Origin of the sequence: Streptomyces sp. NPDC056169, assembly GCF_042268445.1 — a bacterium.
In the GTDB taxonomy this organism is placed as follows: domain Bacteria; phylum Actinomycetota; class Actinomycetes; order Streptomycetales; family Streptomycetaceae; genus Streptomyces.
In genome coordinates this window covers 140,031-159,041 of the sequence record NZ_JBHJUO010000019.1, presented here as the reverse complement: position 1 = coordinate 159,041, position 19,011 = coordinate 140,031, and the positions used below count along the sequence as shown (strand labels likewise).

Below are 19,011 nucleotides of genomic sequence, written 5' to 3'. Positions count from 1 at the left end.
GGATCGTTGGGGGCGCGCGCCCCGGAGATGAGGAGCTGGCTCATGCGTGGTGTCGTGTTCGACGGGAAGTCCGTGCAGGTCGTCGACGATCTGGAGGTGCGGGCGCCCGGGCCCGGAGAGGTGCTCGTCGGGATCGCCGCCGCCGGGCTGTGCCACAGCGACCTGTCCGTGGTCGACGGGACCATCCCGTTCCCGCCGCCCGTCGTCCTCGGCCACGAGGGCGCCGGAGTCGTCGAGGCCGTCGGCCCCGGCGTCACCCATGTCGTCCCGGGCGACCACGTCGCCCTCTCCACCCTCGCGAACTGCGGCGCCTGCGCCGACTGCGACCGCGGCCGGCCCACCATGTGCCGCAAGGCGATCGGCATGCCCGGGCAGCCGTTCTCGCGCGCGTCGACCGGGCAGAAGCTCTTCCAGTTCGCGTCCAACTCGTCCTTCGCCGAGCGGACCGTCGTCAAGGCCGTCCAGGCCGTGAAGATCCCGAAGGACATCCCGCTGACCTCCGCCGCCCTCATGGGCTGCGGCGTCCTCACCGGCGTCGGAGCCGTACTCAACCGCGCGAAGGTCGACCGCGGCGAGACCGTCGTCGTCATCGGCACCGGCGGCATCGGCCTCAACGTCATCCAGGGCGCCCGGATCGCGGGCGCCCCGACGATCGTGGCCGTCGACACCAACCCGGAGAAGGAGGAGGTGGCCCGGCGGTTCGGCGCCACGCACTTCCTCGCCTCCACCGACGGCGTACGGGAGATCCTGCCCACCGGCGCCGACCACGTCTTCGAGTGCGTCGGGCACACCGGCCTCGTCCGTACCGCGATCGAACTCCTCGACCGGCACGGCCAGGCGATCCTCCTCGGCATGACCGCCCCGACGGCGGAGGCGAGCTTCCCGCCCGCCGCGATGTTCCTGGACAAGTCGATCCTGGGCTGCCGCTACGGCTCCTCCCGCCCCCAGAAGGACATCGGGCTCTACGCGGAGCTGTACCGCTCCGGCAGCCTCCTCCTCGACGAGCTGGTGACGCGGACGTACCCCGTGGAGGACTTCGCACGGGCCGTCGAGGACGCCGAGCAGGGGAAGGTGGCGCGGGGAGTGCTCACCTTCTGAGCCGCGCGGGCCGGTACGGAAATCTCTGGGGGACAGGACCGCCTGAGGGTTACGGTCATGGCCATGTCCTACCGCGAGCTCGCCACCCGACCCGTCCTCGCCTGGTGCGCCGTCACCGCCGCCGGGCGGCTGCCCGTCGCCATGGCGCCGCTCGCGCTCGTCTTCCTCGTGCGCGAGCGGCCCGGCGGGTACTCCCTCGGGGCCGCGCTCGCCGCCGCGTACGTCATCGGCGAGATCGTCGCCGCACCCGTCCTCGGCCTGCGCATGAACGCCGAGCGGGCCCGGCCGCAGCTCGTCGCCGGACTCGCCGTCGGCGGCGTCGGGTTCGCCGGACTCGGGTTCGCGCCCGACGCCCACCCCGTCGTCCTCGCCGTCCTCGCGGTGCTCGCGGGCGCCGGACCCGCGGCCGTGGCGGGCGGGCTGCGCGCCCTCCTGACGAGCATGGTCCCCGAGCGGGCCGTCACCCAGGCCATGAGCATGGAGTCGATGCTGGTCTTCGGCGTCTGGGCGGCCGCCCCCGCACTCGCCACCGGCCTCGCGCTCGGCGTCGGCCCCGCCGTCCCGCTGCTCCTCATGACCGCCCTCACGGTGCTCGCGGTGGCCGGGATGTGGCTGCTGCCCGTCGGCTGGGCGGCCGAGCCGCCCGAGAAGGGCGTCTCCGCGCGGCGGGCGCTGCTGCGGGCCTGGCCCGTGTACGTCCTCGGGGCCGCCGGACTCTCCCTGCTCGCGCTCGCCGAGCTGCTCCTGCCCGCCCTGCTCGAACAGCGCGGAATCGCCATCGGCTGGGCCGGTCCGCTGCTCGCCGGGTTCTCGATCGGCTCGGCGGTCGGCGCGTTCGTCTACGGCCTGCGGGCCCGCTGGCCGGGCCCGCTGCTCGTGCAGTCCGTCCTCCTGGTCCTCGCGGTGACCGCGGGCGTCGCCCTCGTCGCCCTCCTGCCCTGGGCCGCCGCCATCGGCGCCGTCCTGGTCGCCGCCGGGCTCCTCCAGGCCCCCGCCGGGCTCACCCGCAACCTCGCCCTGCGCCGGCTCCTCCCGCCGTCCGCGCTCGCCGCCGGGTACTCGGTCATGTACGCGGCCGTCGGCGCCGGTTACGCGGCGAGCGGCGCCCTCGCGGGCGGCCTGCTGAAGGTCGTGGCCCCGTCGACCGCGATCCTCTACGGCGTCGCGCTGACCGTGCTGCTCACGGCGATCGGCGCGGTGGGGGAGCGACGGCTGACGCGCCGCGTCCCCGCGGGTCAGACGGAGGGACCTGCCGAGGGCGTGGCGGACTCGGAGGGCGCGGCGGTCTCGGCGGTCTCGGCGGTCGAGGAGGACTCGGCGGACTCGGCGGTCGAGGAGGACCGGAAGGTGCGCCGGTAGGACGTCGGGGTCACCCCGATCGCGCTCATCAGGTGCACGCGCAGCGACTGGGCCGTGCCGAAGCCGGCGTCCTGCGCTATCCGGTCGACGGGCAGCCCGGTGGACTCCAGGAGGTGCCGGGCGCGCTCGACGCGCTGCTGCGTGAGCCACTGCCCGGGGCTGATGCCGACCTCGTCCCGGAAGCGGCGGGTGAACGTCCGTACGCTCATCGCCTCCCGCTCGGCCAGGTCCCGCAGCTGGATCGGCTCGTGGAGGTGGGCGAGCGCCCAGGCCCGCGCGGTGGTCGTGGTGTGGGTGCCGGCCTCGGGGAGGGGCCGCTCGATGTACTGGGCCTGGCCGCCGTCCCGGTGCGGCGGGACGACGGTCCTGCGGGCGACGTCGTTGGCCACGGCCGTGCCGTGGTCGCGGCGCACGATGTGCAGGCACAGGTCGATCCCGGCGGCCACGCCGGCCGAGGTGAGGACGTCGCCGTCGTCGACGAAGAGGACGTCCGCGTCGACCCGCACGCTCGGGAAGAGCCGCTGGAAGTGCGCGGCGGAGGACCAGTGGGTGGTGGCCGGGCGCCCGTCGAGGAAGCCGGCGGCGGCGAGCACGTACCCGCCGGTGCAGATGGAGACGAGCCGGGTGCCGGGCCGGATGTGCGCGAGGGCGGCGGCGAGCTCGCCGGTGAGCCTGCCCTCCTCGTAGACCGGGCCGAGTTCGTACGAGGCGGGGACGACGACCGTGTCGGCGGTGGCGAGGATCTCGGGGCCGTGCTCCACGTACACGGAGAAGTCGGCGTCCGTGGGAACCGGTCCCGCGACCGGGGCGCAGGTGACGATCTCGTACAGCAGGGTGCCCTCGGCGTCCCGGGCGCGGCCGAAGATGCGGTGCGGGATGCCCAGTTCGAAGGGGAGGAGCCCGGGGAGGGCGAGGACGACGACGCGGTGGGGCACGGGCACGGCGGGAGGCTCCTTCCGAAGCGCGACGGCGAGAAAATCAGTGGTGGTCCAGACCAGTTACTGGTACCTCTTCGTTTCCGTGACGGACAACACGTACAAGTCTGAGGCCGCCGAACGGATTCCCGTACCGGCCGAGCCGCCCGCACTGTGGAACCGTAACTTCCGGCTCTTCTTCGTGGCCCGCGCGGTCGCCGTCTTCGGCGAGGGCATGGTCCCCGTCGCCTACGCCGCCGGACTCCTCGGAGCCGGCCACCCCGGCTCCACCGTCGGCTACGCGCTCGGCGGCTGGACGGCCGCCTTCGCGCTCTTCGTCCTCTTCGGCGGCGTCCTCGCCGACCGGTTCACCGCCCGCCGCATGATGATCCTCGCGGACCTCCTCCGGCTCCCCGGCGCCGCCGTCCTCGCCGTCTCGTTCACCCTCGGCAGCCCGCCCCTGTGGGCCGTCTACAGCCTCTCCGTGCTCAGCGGCATCGGCGCCGCCCTCTTCCAGCCCGGGGTCGCCTCCACGATCCCGCGCATCGCCCCCGACGTGCAGCGCGCCAACGCCGTCCTGCGGGTCGTCGAAGCCCTCATGGTCATGGCGGGACCGGCCGCGGCGGGCCTGCTCGTCGCCCTGTGGAACGCGGGCGCGGCCTTCGCCGTCAACGGCCTGACCTTCGCCGTCAGCGCCCTCTGTCTCGCGCTCATGCGGCTCGCCCCGATCCCGTCCGACACGGCCCGCCGCGACTCCTTCGGCGCCGAACTCGCGGGCGGCTGGCGGGAGTTCCGCTCCCGCAGCTGGCTGTGGGGGGTCATCTCCATCTGGACCGTGTACGGGCTGACCGTCGCGGGACCGATGGTGCCGCTCACCGCGAGCCTGGTCACCGGGGACCACGGCTCCGCCACGTACGGGGTGCTGATGGCGGTCAACGGCGCCGGCAGCGCCGTCGGCGGCCTCCTCGCGCTCCGGCTGCGGCCCCGGCGGCCCCTCGCGGCGGGCGCCGTGGCCCTCCTCGGCCTCCCCGTGAACCTCTTCCTGCTCGGTACGGACGCCTCCGTGTGGCTGCTGGGCGCGGGGCAGCTCATCGGCGGCGCGGGCTTCGCGTTCTGGCTGGTCATGTGGTCCACCGCCGTCCAGACCCACGTCCCGCAGGAGGCCCTCAACCGGATGCACGCGTACGACGTGGCCGGCTCGCTCCTGATGATGGGCGTCGGGCGCACCCTGTCGGGCCCGGTGGCGGCGGTGGTCGGCACGGAGCAGGTGCTGCTCGCGGGGGCGGGGGTCGCGGTGTTCGTGGTGGCGGCGCTGCTCGTCGTACGGCCGATCAGGACGCTGCCGCGGGCGTAGGGGTCCGGCGCGGAGGCCAGTGGCTCGATGCGGGGCGGGCTGATGGCCCGATCCTTTGCAAACCTGTCGTCCGGGCCAATGGTCGGTACGGGCGCGCGGGCGGGATGCTCTGTGGCATGGCCCAGACAACCGAGAGCCGCGGCTCCGCGCTCCCGCCCTCCCCGCGTCGCCCGTCCGGCACGTCCGACACATCCGACACGTCCGGCACACCCGGTACGTCCGGCACGCCCCGCCGCCCGCCCCGCGTCCACCGCGCCTGGTTCGTCGCGGCGGTCACCTTCGTCACGATCATCGGCGCGGCGGCCTTCGCGTCCCTGCCGGGCCTGCTGATCGAGCCGCTGCACGGCGAGTTCGACTGGTCGCGCGGCACGATCGGCTTCGCCGTCTCGGTGAACCTCGCCCTCTACGGCCTCACGGCCCCCTTCGCCGCCGCGCTCATGGACCGCTTCGGCATCCGCCGGGTCGTCGCCGTCGCGCTGACGATCATCGCCGTCGGCTCGGTCCTCACCGTGTGGATGACGGCCGCCTGGCAGCTCGTCCTCTTCTGGGGCGTGCTCGTCGGCCTCGGCAGCGGCTCGATGGCGCTCGCCTTCGCCGCGACCGTCACCAACCGCTGGTTCGTCGCCCGCCGCGGCCTCGTCACCGGCATCCTCACCGCCGCCGGCGCCTCGGGACAGCTCGTCTTCCTCCCCCTCCTCTCCTGGCTGGTCGAGCACCACGGCTGGCGCCCGGCCGCCGTCACCGTCTCGCTCGCCGCGCTCGCGGTCGTCCCCTTCGTCTGGCTGCTGCTCCGCGACCACCCGGCGGACGTCGGACTCGCCCCGTACGGCGGGGAGTACGCCGAGAAGCCCGCCCCCGTCACGGGCGCCGCGCGCCGGGCCGTCACCGTCCTCTTCAAGGCGGCCCGCACCGGTCCCTTCTGGCTGCTCGCCGGCACCTTCGCGATCTGCGGCGCCTCGACGAACGGCCTGGTCAAGACCCACTTCGTGCCCGCCGCCCACGACCACGGGATGCCCGTCACGGCGGCGGCGGGACTGCTCGCGGTGATCGGCGTCTTCGACGTCGTCGGCACGATCGCCTCCGGCTGGTTCACGGACCGCTTCTCCACGCGCCGCCTCCTCGCCGTCTACTACGCGCTGCGCGGGATCTCGCTGCTCTTCCTGCCGATGCTGCTCGCGCCGACCGTCCACCCGCCGATGCTGTTCTTCATCGTCTTCTACGGCCTCGACTGGGTGGCCACGGTCCCGCCGACGATCGCCCTCTGCCGTGAGCACTACGGCGAGGACTCGGCGATCGTCTTCGGCTGGGTCCTCGCCTCCCACCAGGTCGGCGCGGCGATCGTCGCCTTCGGGGGCGGCGTCGCCCGGGACGTCTTCGGCTCGTACGACATCGTCTGGTACGCCTCCGGCGCGCTGTGCGCGGCGGCGGCCCTGATGGCCCTGGTCATCAGGCGACCCCGATCGGAAGCGGCGGTTCCGCTCAGCGCATGATGGTACGGAGGGGGTGATCGCCCATGAGCGATGACGAGAGCGGCCGGACCGCAGACCGGACCGCAGACCGGACGGCCGACCGGACCGTCGGTCGGATGGTGCGGGTGGCGGTGCTGACGCTGCTGCTGGAGGGGGCTCTGACGGTGGCGGCGAGGGCCGTGTTCGCGGGCCCCGGCGACGACCGGGCCGGTTTCCTGGCGGTCTTCACGCACCCGACGCTCGCGGCGATCTGGCTGCTGAGCCTGGCGGCCGCGGCCGTGTTCCTGGTGCTGCCCGTGGTGTGGCTGGGCGAGGAGCTGGAGCGCCGCTTCCGAGGCCGCGCGGACGCCTGGATCCCGGTCGTGGCCGCCGCCGCGGCCACGGTGCCGGTCCTGCCCCGCGCGCTCTCGGCGGGCTCGGGCCCGGCGGACTCGGCCGGGGCGTGGCTGACCGGAGTGGTCGTCCTGTCGGTGGCCGCGCTGGTCACCCGGAGGGCGGGCGGGGGCCGTGGCCTCGGTCTCGGTCTCGGCCGTGGCCGTGGCCTCGGCTTCCGGCGCAAGGCCCCCGCGCCGACGCGCTGAACCGGTCCTGCCGGTGGTGCTGCCCGGCGAGGACCTGGGACACGCTCGCGGTGGTGAGCGTCTTCACGGTGGGCGGAGTCGTCGTGTACGCGGCGGACTGACCCCCGCCTCTAGGAGTCGAACCGCCCGAACCGACCCCGGTGGAAGAGCAGCGGATCCCCGTCCTCCGTCGCGCCGAGGGAGTCGACCCGGCCGACCACGATCAGATGGTCGCCGCCCGTGTGGACGGCGGTGATCGTGCAGTCGATCCAGGCGGGCGAGCCGGCGAGGCGCGGCGAGCCGGTCGCCGGCGCCGGGTCCCAGTCGACCCCCGCGAACTTGTCGGCCCCGCTCACCGCGAACGACCGGCACAGGGCGCCCTGTTCGGCGCCGAGGATGTTGACGCAGAAGGTGCCCGCGTCCGCGATCCGGGGCCAGGTCGTCGACGTACGGGCGACCATGAAGGCGACCAGGGGCGGGTCGAGGGAGAGCGAGGCGAAGGACTGGCAGGCGAAGCCCGCCGGGCCGTCGTCGTCGAGGGCCGTGACGATCGTGACCCCGCTCGCGAAGTGACCGAGGACGCGGCGGAATTCGGCGGGATCGACGGGCGGTCGCTCGTCCTCCCGTACCGCGCGCAGTACCGGCCGTGGCAGTGGTTCGACGGCCGTGGGCGAACCGGCCGCTCTCAGGTGTCGGACGGCGGTGGCCGCCATCCCGGCGTGTCCCATCACATCACCCATTGAAGCTGACGGTTCGTCAGATAGGAAGCCCCGGGCACGACGGACAGACGACGGACAGGAAGTCCCTGGCGCGACGGACGGGAGGCCCTCGGGCCCGACGGACGGGAAGCCCCCGGGCCCGACGGACGGGAAGCCCCCGGGCCCGACGGACGGGAAGCCCCCGGGGGCGACGACCGTCCGTCGCCCCCGGGGGCTTCCGTATGGCAGGCGTACGAGGTCGGCGCGGGCGGCCGGTCCCGACGGCGTCGCGCGACTATTTCCCCTCGTACCGCGCCTCCCGCCGCTCCACGAAGCTCGCCACCCCCTCCTGTGCGTCCCTCGTCGTCATGTTGAGCTCCTGGGCCGTCGCCTCCGTCGCGAAGGCCGTCGCCCGGTCCGTGTCCAGGGACGCGTTGACCAGCTGCTTCGTCAGGGCGAGGGCCCGCGTCGGGCCCTGGGCGAGGCGTTCCGCCCATTCGCGGGCCGTCTTCTCCAGGTCCTCCGCCGGGACGACCCGGTTCACCAGGCCCAGCTCCTTCGCCTCCGCCGCCGGCACCGCGTCGCCGAAGAACATCAACTCCTTCGCCCGCTGCGGACCGATCAGCCGAGGCAGCAGATACGCGCCGCCGCCGTCCGGGACGAGTCCCCGGCGTACGAACACCTCGATGAACCGCGCCGAGTCCGCCGCCAGCACCAGGTCGCAGGCGAACGCGAGGTGCGCCCCGATGCCCGCCGCCGTGCCGTTCACCGCCGCGATCACCGGCTTCTCGCAGTCCATGACCGCGCCGATGAACCGCTGCGCGCCCAGCCGGATCATCCGGGCCACGTCCCCCGCGACCCGCTCCCCGGTGGCGGGCGCCCCCCGCAGGTCCGCGCCCGCGCAGAAGCCCCGGCCCGTCGCCGTGACGACCACCGCCCGGACCTCCGGGTCGGCGGAGGCTTCGGCCAGCAGGTCGATGATCCGTTCCCGCTGGTCCCAGGTGACCGCGTTCATCGCCTCGGGGCGGTTGAGCGTGATCCACGAGACGCCGTTCTCGACGGCGTGGAGTACCTCGGTCATACGTGATCTCCTCAGCGGCAGACCGCGAGCGCGTCCAGGGCCACCGCCCCCTGCCCGCGCGGCAGCACCATCAGCGGGTTGATGTCCAGTTCGGCGAGGTCGCCGTCGAGTTCGAGGGCCATCCGCTGCACCCGGAGCACCACCTCGACCAGCGCGTCGACGTCGGCCGGCGGAGCTCCCCGTACGCCCTCCAGGAGCGCCCGGCCGCGCAGCTCGGCGAGCATCGAGCGGGCCTCGTGCTCGCCGAAGGGCGGGACCCGTACGGCCGTGTCGTTGAGGACCTCCACCAGGACCCCGCCGAGGCCGACCGTGACCGTCGGGCCGAAGAGTTCGTCGCGGGTCACGCCCACCACCATCTCCACCCCTCGCCCGACCATCTGGCAGACGAGGATGCCGTCGAGGTCGATCGACTCGTACCGGGCGATGTCGGTGAGTTCGCGGTACGCGTCCCGGACCTGGCTCGCCGAGGTCAGCCCGACCTTCACCAGGCCCAGCTCCGTCTTGTGCGCGAGCTGCGCACCCGACGCCTTCATCACCACCGGGTAGCCGACGAGTCCCGCGGCCCGGACCGCCGCCGCCGCGCTCGTCACGAGCTGCTCGCGCGGCACCCGTATCCCGTACGCCCGCAGCAGCTGCTTCGCCGCGTGCTCGCTGAGCCGCCGCCCGGGCCGCATGAGGGCCTGGGCCTTGCGGAGGGAGGGGGAGGGGGTGCGGGGGGCCTCGTCGAAGGGCGAGCGGTAGCCGGTGGTGAAGCGGTGGTGGTCGAGGTAGGCCTTCACGGCCCCGATGCAGTTGCCGAAGGTACGGAAGGTGGCGAGGCGCGAGGAGCCGAGGAGGGTCGTGCGGTACGCCTCCTCCGTCCCGACCGGCGAGCCCCAGATCACGCACACCAGCTTGTCCGTCGCCTCGGCCGCGTCGGCCAGGTCCTGCGCGAGCTTGTCGCTCATGGGCGGGAAGGGGCCGGTGATCGGACAGATGAGGACGCCGACGGAGGGGTCGGCGAGGATCGCGTCGATGATCTTCCGGCCGCGCCAGTCGCCCACCGGGTGCCCGCCGTTGTCGACGGGGTTGGAGACGCTCAGGTACTCCGGGATCCACTGGTGCAGTTCGTCCTGCTTGGCCTGGGACAGGGTGGGGAGTTCGAGTCCCGCCGCCGTGGCCAGGTCGGCGAAGTGGGCTCCCGTACCGCCGGAGATCGAGTACACGACGACTCCGTCGGCCTGCGGCCTGCGGGCGCGGGCGAGCAGGGTCGCGGTGTCCTGGAGCTGGTCGAGCCCGTCGACCCGGATCACCCCGTACTGCCGCATCGCCGCGTCGACGACCTGGTCGGCGCCGGTGAGCTTGCCCGTGTGGGAGGCGGCGGTGCGGGCCCCGGTCTCGGTGCGGCCCACCTTCACGGCGACGACGGGGACGCCCTGGCGCGCGGCCCGGTCGGCGGCGAGGAGGAAGGCGCGGCCGTCCTTGAGCCCCTCGACGTAACAGGCGATGGCCCCGACCTCGGGCAGTCCGGCAAAGTACGAGATGAAGTCGGAGGTCTCCAGGTCGGCTTCGTTGCCCGTGGGGGCCCAGTGGGAGAGCCGGACGCCCAGCTCCTGGAGGGTGAAGACGGGCCGCCCCTGGTGGCCGGACTGGGTGATGAGGGCGACGGCGGGGCCTTCGAGGTCGTCGCGGAAGCGCTCGAAGGCGTTGAGGTTGGTGTTGGGGCCGAGGAGCCGGAGCCCCGAGCGGCGTACGGCGGCGGCGAGCCGTTCCTGCGCGGCGGCACCCGCCTCGCCGGTCTCGGCGAAGCCGGAGGCGAAGGCGACGGCGAACTTCACCTTCGTGTCGGCGAGTTCCTCGATGACGGGGAGCGGGTCGGCGACGAGGAGGACGGCGAGGTCGACGGGTTCGGTGAGCGCGCCGACGGAGGGTACGCAGTCGATCCCGAAGACGCTCGTACGGGTCGGGTGCACGGGCACGAGCCGGGCGCCGACCCGCTCGGCCCAGGCGAGCAGCTGCCGGGTGATCCCGGTGTTGGGGCGGCCCTCGGTGTCGGACGCGCCGACGACGGCGACGGACGCGGGCCGGAAGAACCGGTCGAGGTCGGGTACGGGGGCGTGCAGCGGCCGCCCGCTGACGTCCTGGTCGCCGGGGGCGACGGTGACGCCGTGCACGACGGCGGCGGGCGCCTCCCCGCAGGCGACCACTCGTGCGCGGAGATCGGTGGTGAAGGTGCCGTGAGTCGATCCAAGCATCGTTCCGCTCCACCTTCCGCCCATGACTACTGACCTGACGCCTAGTCAGATTACAGAACTGACGGCCAGTCAGGAATGGGCGTGCAGGGGGCAGTACTGGCGGGTACGGCGGGAGGGGCGGCGGGAGGAGCGGCGGAAGGGCCTCCGTAGCCCGGCGGAAGAGCCCCCGTGGCCCCGGCGGAAGGGCCCCGTGGACCCTTCCGCCGGGGGCGGGTCAGAAGGCCCAGCGCTGGTTGTTGCCGCCGTTGCACTCCCACTGGATCAGGGGAGTGCCGTTCGAGCCGCCGTAGCCCGAGGCGTCGAGGCAGAGGCCCGAGACCCTGTTGCGCAGGCGGAAGCTCGAGTCGGCCAGCGGCTCGACCCTCCACTGCTGGTTGTGACCGTTGTGGCAGGTCCACTGGATCGCCTGGACGCCCCACTCCCTGGAGCTGTTCGGGATGTCAATGCAGCCGTTGTTGTCGTTCGCCAGCTTGACGTAGCCCTCGCCCGCGGCGACGTGGGTCCACCGCTGGTCCGGGTTGCCGTTGCAGTCCCACAGGACCGCCGGGGCTCCTTGGGGCGGCGCCTGACCGTAGATGGCGAGGCACTTGTTGTCGGTGCCCCAGGCGTAGGTGGACGTGCCCAGGGCGGAGGCGGACGGCGCGCCCGCGATGAGCGTGGTGGCCAGAGCGGCCAGACCGGCGGCCACGGCCGAGACGCGTCCAAGAGAACGAGACATTGCGGATTCCCCTCGAAGGATGAGTGCGGGTGGGTCGCACGCTCAGGAGGCGGTGCGTTCCTCGTGGGGAAAGTCTGGCGACGGCCCTCCCTCCGGGTCTTGGACAAAAGCGAAGCAAGCGAGGGGGTCCTGCGGGATCGTCGGCCACGAGCAGCCGAGCGTCAGGGTGCGCAGGAAGCGCCCCGGCGGCATGCCGGTCAGCGTCCTGAACTCGCGCGCGAGGTGCGGCTGGTCGCTGAAGCCGGCGGCGGACGCGGTGTCCGCCTGGCTGAGGCCTGCCGACAGCAGCGCGATGGCCCGGTCCAGGCGCAGCCCGCGCGCCAGGCGCTTCGGCGTGAGCCCGATCTGTTCACGGAACCGGATCTCCAGCTGCCGCCGGCTCCATTGCGCCCTGGCCGCGACGTCGTGGATGGGCATGGTGCCCGCCGTGCCGGTGATCAGGTCCCAGGCGCGCAGCACTGTCGGGGCGGGGGCGGAGTGGCGGGCGCTGTCGGCGCGCGCCGTCCACCGCAGCAGCTGCCGGTCGAGGATGCCGAAGCGCGTACGCCAGTCGGAGGCCTCGCTGACGGCCTCGGCGAGGAAGGACAGGCGGCGCCCCACGACCGCGTCCGCGTCCACCACCGTGTCGGCCAGATCGTCCATCGAGGCGTCGAAGAGCCGGCGGGCGACCCAGGGGAGGACGCTGATCTCGACCCCCTCGACGGCCCCTTGGCGGCGGAGGATCTTGGGGCGTGCGTGCGTCCCGTAGAACACGGAGGGCCGGGACAGTCCCGTGGTGGCGTCCTCCCCGTCTCCCGTGTGACCGGCCGACATCTCCCCGTCGAGCGTGAGGAAGACGGAGACGCTCCCGTTGGCCGCGAAGTACCACTGCTGCGGTTCCGCTCCGGTCAGGCGGTAGGCGCCGTAGCCGATGACGCCGGGCCGTAATCGGGCGTCCGCCTGCACCAGGACCAGCTCGCAGTCGCCCCGGGAGCACGTGTGTTGCTGCATCTCTCATCCCCCTTGCCAGGTCTAGACCAATTCTGCAAGGGGGAGATGCGCATGGCTACCCCGGCGGCCAGGGGGAGGCGGGGAGCGGGCGGTTACGCGACGGCCGTTGCGGGGCGGGTCACCCGCGGCCCGCGCGCCTGTCCGACCGGGCGATCCGCCGTGCGATCCGCTCCGCGTCCAGCGCCAGCTCCCGGAACATGCCGCTGATGGGGTTGGTGAAGCCGGTGAAGTGCAGCCCCGGCGCCTCGCGCGGGCAGCGCGCCCCGTGCGCCACCGGCCGCCCGTGCCCGTCCAGCACCCCGTCCAGGTGTCCGAGGAGCGGCTCCAGGGCGCGCCGGTACCCGGTCGCCGCGATCACCGCGTCCGGAGCGATCCGGGTGCCGTCCGCGAGGAGCACCTTGCCGCCCTCGAAGGCGTCGACGGCGGCGACGACCTCGACCTTCCCGGACCGTACGGCGTCGATCAGGCCCACGTCCTGCACCGGGATCGCGCCCGCCCGCTGCCGGGTGGCGAGGCCCGTGTCCGGCCGGGGCAGGCCGTACGCCGTGAGGTCGGGCGTCGCGAACCTCGCGACGAGCGCGCCCAGCCGGTCCACCAGGCCGGCGGGCAGCCGCCGGATCAGGATGCCGGACCGCTGGGCGGGCCAGCCGAGCGTCGTCCGGCGCACGAGGTGCGGGACGGTCCGCACCGCGAGCCGTACGCGCCCGGCGCCGCCCTCGGCGAGGTCGGCGGCGATCTCCGCCCCGGTGTTCCCGGCGCCCACGACGAGGACGTCCCTGCCCTTGTACGGGCCGGGGTTGCGGTAGCCGCAGGCGTGGCCGAGCTCGCCCTCGTAGCCGTCGAGGCCCGGCCACTCCGGCAGGTGCGGGGTGTGGTTGTACCCGGTGGCCACGACCACCGCCCGCCCGGTGAGCCGCCGCCCGCCGGTCGCGTGCAGGACCCACTCCGCGCCCGCCCGCTCGACCCGGAAGACCTCGACGCCCGTCACGACCTCCAGCTCGTGCTTCTCCGCGTACTTCTCCAGGTAGCGCACCATGTCCGCGCGGGCGACCCAGCGGCCGAAGGCGCGGGGTATCCGCAGGCCGGGGAGGCCGGAGAGCCGCCGGGTGGTGTGGAGCCGCAGCCGGTCGTAGTGGGTGCGCCAGGAGGCGCCGACGGCGTCGGACTTCTCCAGGACGACGGCCCGGACGCCGCGCTCGCGCAGGGAGGCGGCGACGGCGAGTCCGCCGGGGCCGCCGCCGATGACGTACACGGGGTGGGTGGAGGGTTGCTGGGGGGTGGTGACCATGAATGCTGAGCGTAATGACGTGTACACGGAGTGGGTCTCGACCAAGAGGGATTTCGGTTGCGAATCGGTCACGTGCGCGCCGGCCCCGCCGTGGCTCCGGTCCGGCTCCGTCGCGGCTCCGCGCCGGCCTCGCCGTGGCTCGCGGCGGGCTCCGCCCCGGCTCCGGGCCGGACTCCCGCCCGCCCCTTGTGTCCGCTCCTTGCGCGCACTCCTCGCGCCGGCCTCTTGCGCGCGGGGCCCGCCTGCGCTGAACTGACGTACCGTCAGATACGACTCCTCGAGGGGGCGCGCATGCAGACCGTCTGGCTCACCGGCGCCGAATGGCTCGCCGTCCTCCGCATCGGCCTCGGCCTGTGGTGGCTGGAGAGCTGGCGACACAAGGACAGGAAAGGCTGGTTCGAGCGCGGCACCGGCATCGCCTGGGCCGCCGACGTCGCCGCCAAGCACAAGTGGCCACAGGTGAAGAAGGGCTTCGACACCGTCGTCGCCCCCCGCCCCAAGGCCATGGCGTACATCGTCGTCTACGCCGAACTCGCCCTCGGCCTCGGCCTGGTCGTCGGCTTCCTCACCCCGGTCGCCCTCGTCGGCGGCCTCCTCCTCAACCTCCTCTACCTCGTCCTGATGATCCACGACTGGGCCGAGCAGGGGCAGAACGCGATGATGGCGCTGATCTCCCTGGTCGCCCTTCTCGCCCTGTCCTGGCAGACCTGGTCCCTCGACTCCGCGATCGGACTCTTCTGATGACGGCCGCCGACCCCGACGTCGACACCTTCACCCGCCCGTACTGGGACGCCGCAGCCGAAGGACGGCTGCTCCTGCGCCACTGCGCGGCCTGCGACCGGACCCACCACTACCCGCGCGAGTTCTGCCCCCACTGCTGGAGCGAGGACGTCCGCTGGGAGCCGGCGAGCGGCCGGGCCACGCTCTACACCTGGTCCGTCGTCCACCGGAACGACCTCCCGCCCTTCGGCGAGCGCGTCCCGTACGTCGCGGCCGTCGTCGACCTCGCCGAGGGCCCGCGCATGATGACCGAGATCGTGGACGTGCCGGAGGTGGACCTCCGGATCGGGATGGAACTACGGGTCGCCTTCCGTGCGGAGGGCGAGATGACGGTCCCGGTCTTCACGGGCGGCGGCGCCTGAAGCCTCTTGAGGCCTCCTGAAGTCGTCGCCTGAAGCCGTCGCCTGACGCCGTCGCCTGAAGCCGCCGCCCAGGCCTGGGCGGCGGCGTCGGCGGGGAGGCGATCGGTCAGGCGGGCGAGATGTTCCGCCAGAGCTGCGCCTTCATGCTCGGGTCGCAGGTGTACGACATCATGAACGGCGGGCCGGCGACCATGCACTGGCCGCTGTCCATGTTCTTGATGGTCATGCCGGCGGACGTCTTGGTGTTGATCTTCCAAGACTGGGTGCTGGAGCCGTTGCAGGCCTTGGCGGTGAAGCCCGGTGTCCCGCCCGGCTGGAGGCAGTGGCCGGTCGCCCTGTTGACCAGCCGGAAGGTGCCGTTCCCGTTGGACGTGTAGGTCCACGCGTAGGAGATCGTGCCGCTGCTGGGCGGTTCGCCGCACGGGGCCGTGTTGGCCATGATGGCGTACCCGGGGTTGGACTCGGCCAGGCACTCCCCGTTGGAGACGCTCTGGATGGAGTACGTCCCCGAGGGCGTCGAACCGCCGGTCGTCGGCGGGGGCGGCGGGGGAGCGGGCTGGGTGGTCGTGCGCGGGGGCTGGGTGGTCGTCGACCCGCCCCCGCCCCCGCCACCGCCACCGCCGGGACTGGTCGTGGTGGATCCGCCGCCGCCCGGACTGGTCGTCTTCGACCCGGACCCGGACTCGGACCCGCTGCCCGCCCCGCCGCCCGAGCCGCTCCCGGAGCCGCTCCCGTCGCCGGGTACCGTCCCGCCCCCGCCGTCACCCGTGCCGGGCGGCGGTGCCGCCGTGGACCCGCCCGGAGGCACGGACGACGGCCCCGCCGAGGCGGAGGAGGACGCGGACGGGGAGGCGGACGTGCCCGGCTTCCCGGACGACGACGTGGGTACGGGCGCGGGGTCGCCCGGCGCCGGCTGCGAGGCGACCGAGGAGGGCGACCCGGAGGTGTCGGGGGACGCGCCGAGGCGGCCGATCTCGTACGGGCCGAGGGCGACGGTCAGGGTGGTGCCGGTCGCGACGACGACGGGCACGGCGAACATGACGAAGCGATTCCGCCGTACCCGCTTGCCGCCGGCGGCGGTCCCGGTGACGGAGACGGCGTCGGGGGAGGCGGTGGCGGGCTCCTTGCCGCCCTGCGGGGTGAGCGAGGCGGTCGCGACGTCCTGGGCCGGCTCGATCCGCTCCAGCTCCGCGAGGTGCTCGGCGGTGGGCGCCCCGGCGGCGAAGACCGCCCGCTCGCCGATGCGTTCGGCGACGGCGGTGGGCCACGCGGCCCCGGCGGCCCCCTCGGTGGCCCGCTCGACGAGCTCGGCGGCGGTCGGCCGGTCCGCCGGGTCCTTGGCGAAACAGGTCCGGACGAGCGCGGCGAGCTCGGGGTCGGTCTCCGTGAGCCGCCCGAAGTCGGGCTCGCCGTGGACGACCCGGTAGAGGAGGTCCGGCCCGGAGCCGTCACCGAACGGGGGCCGCCCGTTCGCCGCGTACAGCAGCAGGCTCCCGAGCGCGAACACATCGGCGGCACCGGTCAGTTGCCGGTCGGCGACGGCCTGCTCGGGGGCCATGTAGGCGGGGGTCCCGATGACCATGCCGGTCTTGGTCAGCCGGCTCTGGTCGGCGGCGCGGGCCACGCCGAAGTCGATGAGGGAGAGGCCGTCGCCGGTCAGCATGACGTTGGACGGCTTGAGGTCGCGGTGCACCATGTCGGCGCCGTGCACGACCCGCAGCCCGGCCGCCGCGTCCCGCAGCAGCCGCCACAGCGACTCCCCGGGCAGCGGGCCGCCGTTCAGCCGGATGGCCTCGCTGAGCGTGATGCCCGGGATGAACTCGGTGGCGAACCAGGGCGGTTTGGCCGTGCGGTCGCTCGCGAGAAGCTTCGTGTTGGCCCCGGCGGGCAGCCGGGCGAGGTTGTCGAGCTCGTGCCCGAAGTGGCTCAGGAAGTCGGCGTCCTCGGCGAGCACGGGAAGGACCCGCTTCACCGCCGCGAACTTCCCGGGCACGGCGCCGAGATAGACCCGCCCCATGCCTCCTGAGCCGAGCACACCGAGCAGCCGGAACGCCCCGATCTGACGGGGATCCCCCGCTTCCAGAGGCATGGCTCCGCTGCCGTCGAGACTGCCCACACCAGAGTGGTCTTCCAGTTCCCCCTGCATGGGCCACACATTAGCTGAGGGTTATTCACATCTATACGGAAGCCAAGTGTGGGTTTCTGTACGGGGGTTGAACGGCCGGGGTGGCGGCGACGGCGCGTTCACTCTCAATCCATTGCAACGTCAAGGTGTTGGTTGTTGCGTTAGGCCGCATCATGGTTGCAATGAAATCTTGGCCTTGACCTGCGATTATGGGGTTTGGGTGCGGCGCGTGTGTTGCTCGATCTTTGAACGCAACGTAGCTTTTCCCTTGTCGGAAACGGCGCGGACAGTGAGTCCGAAAGCCGCAAACAAGGAGAACGCCATGCAGAAGTTCCAGACCCCCGCCGCCATCGTCACCACCCTCGACATCCCCGCCGGCCTCATCCGGTTCATCGCCGCCGACCGGGCCGACACCACCGTCGAGGTCCTCCCCGCCAACGCCGCCAACAGCAACGACACGAAGGCCGCCGAGCGGGTCCTGGTCGCCTACGCCGACGGCGTCCTGCGGATCGAGGCCGCCGAGGCCAAGAACAAGATCCTCGGCACCTCCGGAAAGGTCGAGGTCACCGTCCACCTCCCCGCCGGCTCCCGCGTCGAGGCGAAGACCGCCGCCGCCGAACTCCACAGCGTCGGACGCCTCGGCGACGTCACCTTCGACAGCGCCCAGGGCACCGTCAACCTCGACGAGACCGCCGCCGCGCACCTCACCCTCCAGGCCGGCGACATCACCATCGGCCGCCTCGGCGGCGCTGCCGAGCTCCGCACCCAGCAGGGCGGGATCCGGATCGGCGAGGCCCAGGGCGGCACGGTCGTCCTGCGCACCGAGTCCGGCGACCTGGAGGTCGGCGCCGCGACCGGCGTCTCCGCCACGCTCGACGCCGGCACCACCTACGGCCGCATCACCAACACCCTTCAGAACTCCGAGGGTTCCGCCGCCGTTCTGAACATCCACGCCACCACGGCGCACGGCGACATCATCGCCCGCAGCCTCTGACTCCCACTCCCACCCTCACCCCCACCCCCTTACGTACGCACACGCCGAAAGAGGACCACGCCATGACCACCAACACCGCCACCGCAGCCGCCGTCACCCCGCAGTCCGTCGCCGCGTGGACCGGCATGGTCCACGTCGACGACACCGCCCTCGCCGTGACCGACACCGGCGGCCCCGGCCGCCCCGTCGTCTACCTCAACGGCTCCTACGCCGACCAGTCCCACTGGCGCCGCGTCATCACCGAACTCGGCGGCGACTACCGCCACATCACCTACGACGAGCGCGCCCGGGGCAAGTCGGACCTGTCCGCCGACTACTCCTTCGAAGCGTGCCTGCGTGACCTCGACGCGGTCCTGACCGCCCGGGGGATCGAGAGCGCGATCCTGGTCGGCTGGTCCTACGGCGCCATGCTCGCCGTCCACTTCGCCGCCCGGAACCCCGACCGCGTCGCCGGGGTCGTGTCCGTCGACGGCGCCCTGCCCCACTCCTGGCTCGACGACGCCACCAAGACCCAGGTCCGCAAGCTGTTCCGCCGTCTCAGCCCCCTGTTCCCCGTCGCCCGCCGCATCGGCATGGCGGCCCGGATGAGCGCCGAGCAGCACGCCGAGATCAACATCGAGGTCAACGAACTCTGCGCGCCCGCCGTCCTCGACCCCGTCTTCGACCGCATCACCGTCCCCACCCGCTACGTCCTCGCCACTGGCGGCAACCTCGGCGGCGACCCCAAGCTGATGGAGAAGATCCGCAGCAACCTCACCCCCGTCACCGACCGCAACCCGAACATCCAGCTCAGCGCCAAGGTCCCCAGCAACCACTCCAAGATCCTGCGCAAGGACTTCCGCGCGGTCGCCGACGCCGCACGCGCCATCGCCGGCGCCACCGACGGTCAGACCGCGTGAGCCGCAGGAGGGTGCGGGTCGCCCAGGCCCCAGGGGTGAACGTCCCCCACGGGCTTCTGGTGCGGCCGCCCTCTTTCCGAGTGTGGCG

At 73.3% G+C, this 19,011-nt stretch carries 16 protein-coding genes and 1 pseudogene; 9 read left to right on the top strand and 8 right to left on the bottom strand.

Annotated elements, in window-relative coordinates:
• The first annotated feature begins 42 nt into the window (after window positions 1–42).
• Both ACFC0G_RS29880 and ACFC0G_RS29875 read left to right on the top strand, forming a co-directional pair.
• The gene (locus ACFC0G_RS29880; RefSeq protein WP_376408922.1) at window positions 43–1,098 is read left to right on the top strand and encodes a Zn-dependent alcohol dehydrogenase; all 1,056 of its coding nucleotides are present in this window, start codon (window positions 43–45) and stop codon (window positions 1,096–1,098) included.
• 63 nt (window positions 1,099–1,161) lie between these two features.
• Window positions 1,162–2,376 (top strand): annotated as a pseudogene (locus ACFC0G_RS29875) (MFS transporter); the annotation flags it as partial.
• Here ACFC0G_RS29875 and ACFC0G_RS29870 read toward each other — a convergent pair.
• Window positions 2,334–3,398: a GlxA family transcriptional regulator gene (locus ACFC0G_RS29870; RefSeq protein ID WP_376408919.1), complete on the bottom strand. Its 1,065-nt coding sequence runs from the start codon at window positions 3,396–3,398 to the stop codon at window positions 2,334–2,336. The pseudogene ACFC0G_RS29875 and the gene ACFC0G_RS29870 sit on opposite strands and share 43 nt — an antisense overlap.
• Before the next feature lie 79 nt (window positions 3,399–3,477).
• Between ACFC0G_RS29870 and ACFC0G_RS29865 the strand changes: the two genes are divergently transcribed.
• The 3 genes from ACFC0G_RS29865 (at window position 3,478) to ACFC0G_RS29855 (ending at window position 6,775) form a co-directional block, all read left to right on the top strand.
• Entirely contained in the window at window positions 3,478–4,725 is a 1,248-nt protein-coding gene (locus ACFC0G_RS29865; protein WP_376409019.1) for an MFS transporter, read from the top strand.
• 116 nt (window positions 4,726–4,841) lie between these two features.
• Window positions 4,842–6,215: an MFS transporter gene (locus ACFC0G_RS29860; RefSeq protein WP_376408916.1), complete on the top strand. Its 1,374-nt coding sequence runs from the start codon at window positions 4,842–4,844 to the stop codon at window positions 6,213–6,215.
• A 23-nt stretch (window positions 6,216–6,238) separates the two neighbouring features.
• Complete coding sequence (locus ACFC0G_RS29855) at window positions 6,239–6,775, top strand: hypothetical protein (RefSeq protein WP_376408914.1); 537 nt, start codon at window positions 6,239–6,241, stop codon at window positions 6,773–6,775.
• Window positions 6,776–6,885: 110 nt separating this feature from the next.
• Here the strand turns inward: ACFC0G_RS29855 and ACFC0G_RS29850 are convergent, their stop codons facing one another.
• From ACFC0G_RS29850 to ACFC0G_RS29825, 6 genes are all read right to left on the bottom strand, one after another.
• On the bottom strand, window positions 6,886–7,467 hold the full coding sequence (locus tag ACFC0G_RS29850; RefSeq protein ID WP_376409017.1) for a flavin reductase family protein: 582 nt from the start codon (window positions 7,465–7,467) through the stop codon (window positions 6,886–6,888).
• A gap of 280 nt (window positions 7,468–7,747) precedes the next feature.
• Window positions 7,748–8,533 (bottom strand): enoyl-CoA hydratase/isomerase family protein, encoded by a 786-nt coding sequence (locus tag ACFC0G_RS29845; protein ID WP_376408911.1) that lies wholly within the window; start codon window positions 8,531–8,533, stop codon window positions 7,748–7,750.
• 11 nt (window positions 8,534–8,544) lie between these two features.
• Entirely contained in the window at window positions 8,545–10,767 is a 2,223-nt protein-coding gene (locus ACFC0G_RS29840; RefSeq protein ID WP_376408908.1) for an acetate--CoA ligase family protein, read from the bottom strand.
• Window positions 10,768–10,981: 214 nt separating this feature from the next.
• Window positions 10,982–11,485, bottom strand: a complete 504-nt coding sequence (locus ACFC0G_RS29835) for an RICIN domain-containing protein (RefSeq protein WP_376408905.1) — start codon at window positions 11,483–11,485, stop codon at window positions 10,982–10,984.
• A 42-nt stretch (window positions 11,486–11,527) separates the two neighbouring features.
• Window positions 11,528–12,475, bottom strand: coding sequence for a helix-turn-helix domain-containing protein (locus ACFC0G_RS29830; protein WP_376408902.1), 948 nt, complete (start codon window positions 12,473–12,475; stop codon window positions 11,528–11,530).
• Between the two features lie 118 nt (window positions 12,476–12,593).
• Window positions 12,594–13,763: a flavin-containing monooxygenase gene (locus ACFC0G_RS29825; RefSeq protein ID WP_376408899.1), complete on the bottom strand. Its 1,170-nt coding sequence runs from the start codon at window positions 13,761–13,763 to the stop codon at window positions 12,594–12,596.
• A 291-nt stretch (window positions 13,764–14,054) separates the two neighbouring features.
• On the opposite strand from ACFC0G_RS29825, the gene ACFC0G_RS29820 reads away from it, so the two are divergent.
• Together ACFC0G_RS29820 and ACFC0G_RS29815 are read left to right on the top strand one after the other, a co-directional pair.
• The gene (locus ACFC0G_RS29820; RefSeq protein ID WP_376408896.1) at window positions 14,055–14,504 is read left to right on the top strand and encodes a DoxX family protein; all 450 of its coding nucleotides are present in this window, start codon (window positions 14,055–14,057) and stop codon (window positions 14,502–14,504) included.
• Window positions 14,504–14,905, top strand: coding sequence for a Zn-ribbon domain-containing OB-fold protein (locus ACFC0G_RS29815; RefSeq protein ID WP_376408893.1), 402 nt, complete (start codon window positions 14,504–14,506; stop codon window positions 14,903–14,905). The genes ACFC0G_RS29820 and ACFC0G_RS29815 overlap by 1 nt, the downstream gene beginning before the upstream one ends.
• A gap of 106 nt (window positions 14,906–15,011) precedes the next feature.
• Here ACFC0G_RS29815 and ACFC0G_RS29810 read toward each other — a convergent pair whose 3' ends face one another.
• On the bottom strand, window positions 15,012–16,994 hold the full coding sequence (locus ACFC0G_RS29810; protein ID WP_376408890.1) for a protein kinase: 1,983 nt from the start codon (window positions 16,992–16,994) through the stop codon (window positions 15,012–15,014).
• Between the two features lie 358 nt (window positions 16,995–17,352).
• Between ACFC0G_RS29810 and ACFC0G_RS29805 the strand changes: the two genes are divergently transcribed.
• Entirely contained in the window at window positions 17,353–18,024 is a 672-nt protein-coding gene (locus tag ACFC0G_RS29805; RefSeq protein ID WP_376408887.1) for a DUF4097 family beta strand repeat-containing protein, read from the top strand.
• A 62-nt stretch (window positions 18,025–18,086) separates the two neighbouring features.
• Entirely contained in the window at window positions 18,087–18,923 is an 837-nt protein-coding gene (locus tag ACFC0G_RS29800) for an alpha/beta fold hydrolase (RefSeq protein ID WP_376408884.1), read from the top strand.
• Window positions 18,924–19,011 lie beyond the last annotated feature (88 nt).

Bases quoted from the DNA above. Each gene is read 5' to 3' on its own strand.
- ACFC0G_RS29880 (WP_376408922.1), top strand. From the start codon at position 43: ATGCGTGGTGTCGTGTTCGACGGGAAGTCCGTGCAGGTCGTCGACGAT.
- ACFC0G_RS29845 (WP_376408911.1), bottom strand. From the start codon at position 8,533: ATGACCGAGGTACTCCACGCCGTCGAGAACGGCGTCTCGTGGATCACG.
- ACFC0G_RS29800 (WP_376408884.1), top strand. From the start codon at position 18,087: ATGACCACCAACACCGCCACCGCAGCCGCCGTCACCCCGCAGTCCGTC.
- ACFC0G_RS29810 (WP_376408890.1), bottom strand. From the start codon at position 16,994: ATGCCTCTGGAAGCGGGGGATCCCCGTCAGATCGGGGCGTTCCGGCTG.
- ACFC0G_RS29805 (WP_376408887.1), top strand. From the start codon at position 17,353: ATGCAGAAGTTCCAGACCCCCGCCGCCATCGTCACCACCCTCGACATC.
- ACFC0G_RS29830 (WP_376408902.1), bottom strand. From the start codon at position 12,475: ATGCAGCAACACACGTGCTCCCGGGGCGACTGCGAGCTGGTCCTGGTG.
- ACFC0G_RS29850 (WP_376409017.1), bottom strand. From the start codon at position 7,467: ATGGCGGCCACCGCCGTCCGACACCTGAGAGCGGCCGGTTCGCCCACG.
- ACFC0G_RS29855 (WP_376408914.1), top strand. From the start codon at position 6,239: ATGAGCGATGACGAGAGCGGCCGGACCGCAGACCGGACCGCAGACCGG.
- ACFC0G_RS29835 (WP_376408905.1), bottom strand. From the start codon at position 11,485: ATGTCTCGTTCTCTTGGACGCGTCTCGGCCGTGGCCGCCGGTCTGGCC.
- ACFC0G_RS29860 (WP_376408916.1), top strand. From the start codon at position 4,842: ATGGCCCAGACAACCGAGAGCCGCGGCTCCGCGCTCCCGCCCTCCCCG.
- ACFC0G_RS29840 (WP_376408908.1), bottom strand. From the start codon at position 10,767: ATGCTTGGATCGACTCACGGCACCTTCACCACCGATCTCCGCGCACGA.
- ACFC0G_RS29825 (WP_376408899.1), bottom strand. From the start codon at position 13,763: ATGGTCACCACCCCCCAGCAACCCTCCACCCACCCCGTGTACGTCATC.
- ACFC0G_RS29815 (WP_376408893.1), top strand. From the start codon at position 14,504: ATGACGGCCGCCGACCCCGACGTCGACACCTTCACCCGCCCGTACTGG.
- ACFC0G_RS29820 (WP_376408896.1), top strand. From the start codon at position 14,055: ATGCAGACCGTCTGGCTCACCGGCGCCGAATGGCTCGCCGTCCTCCGC.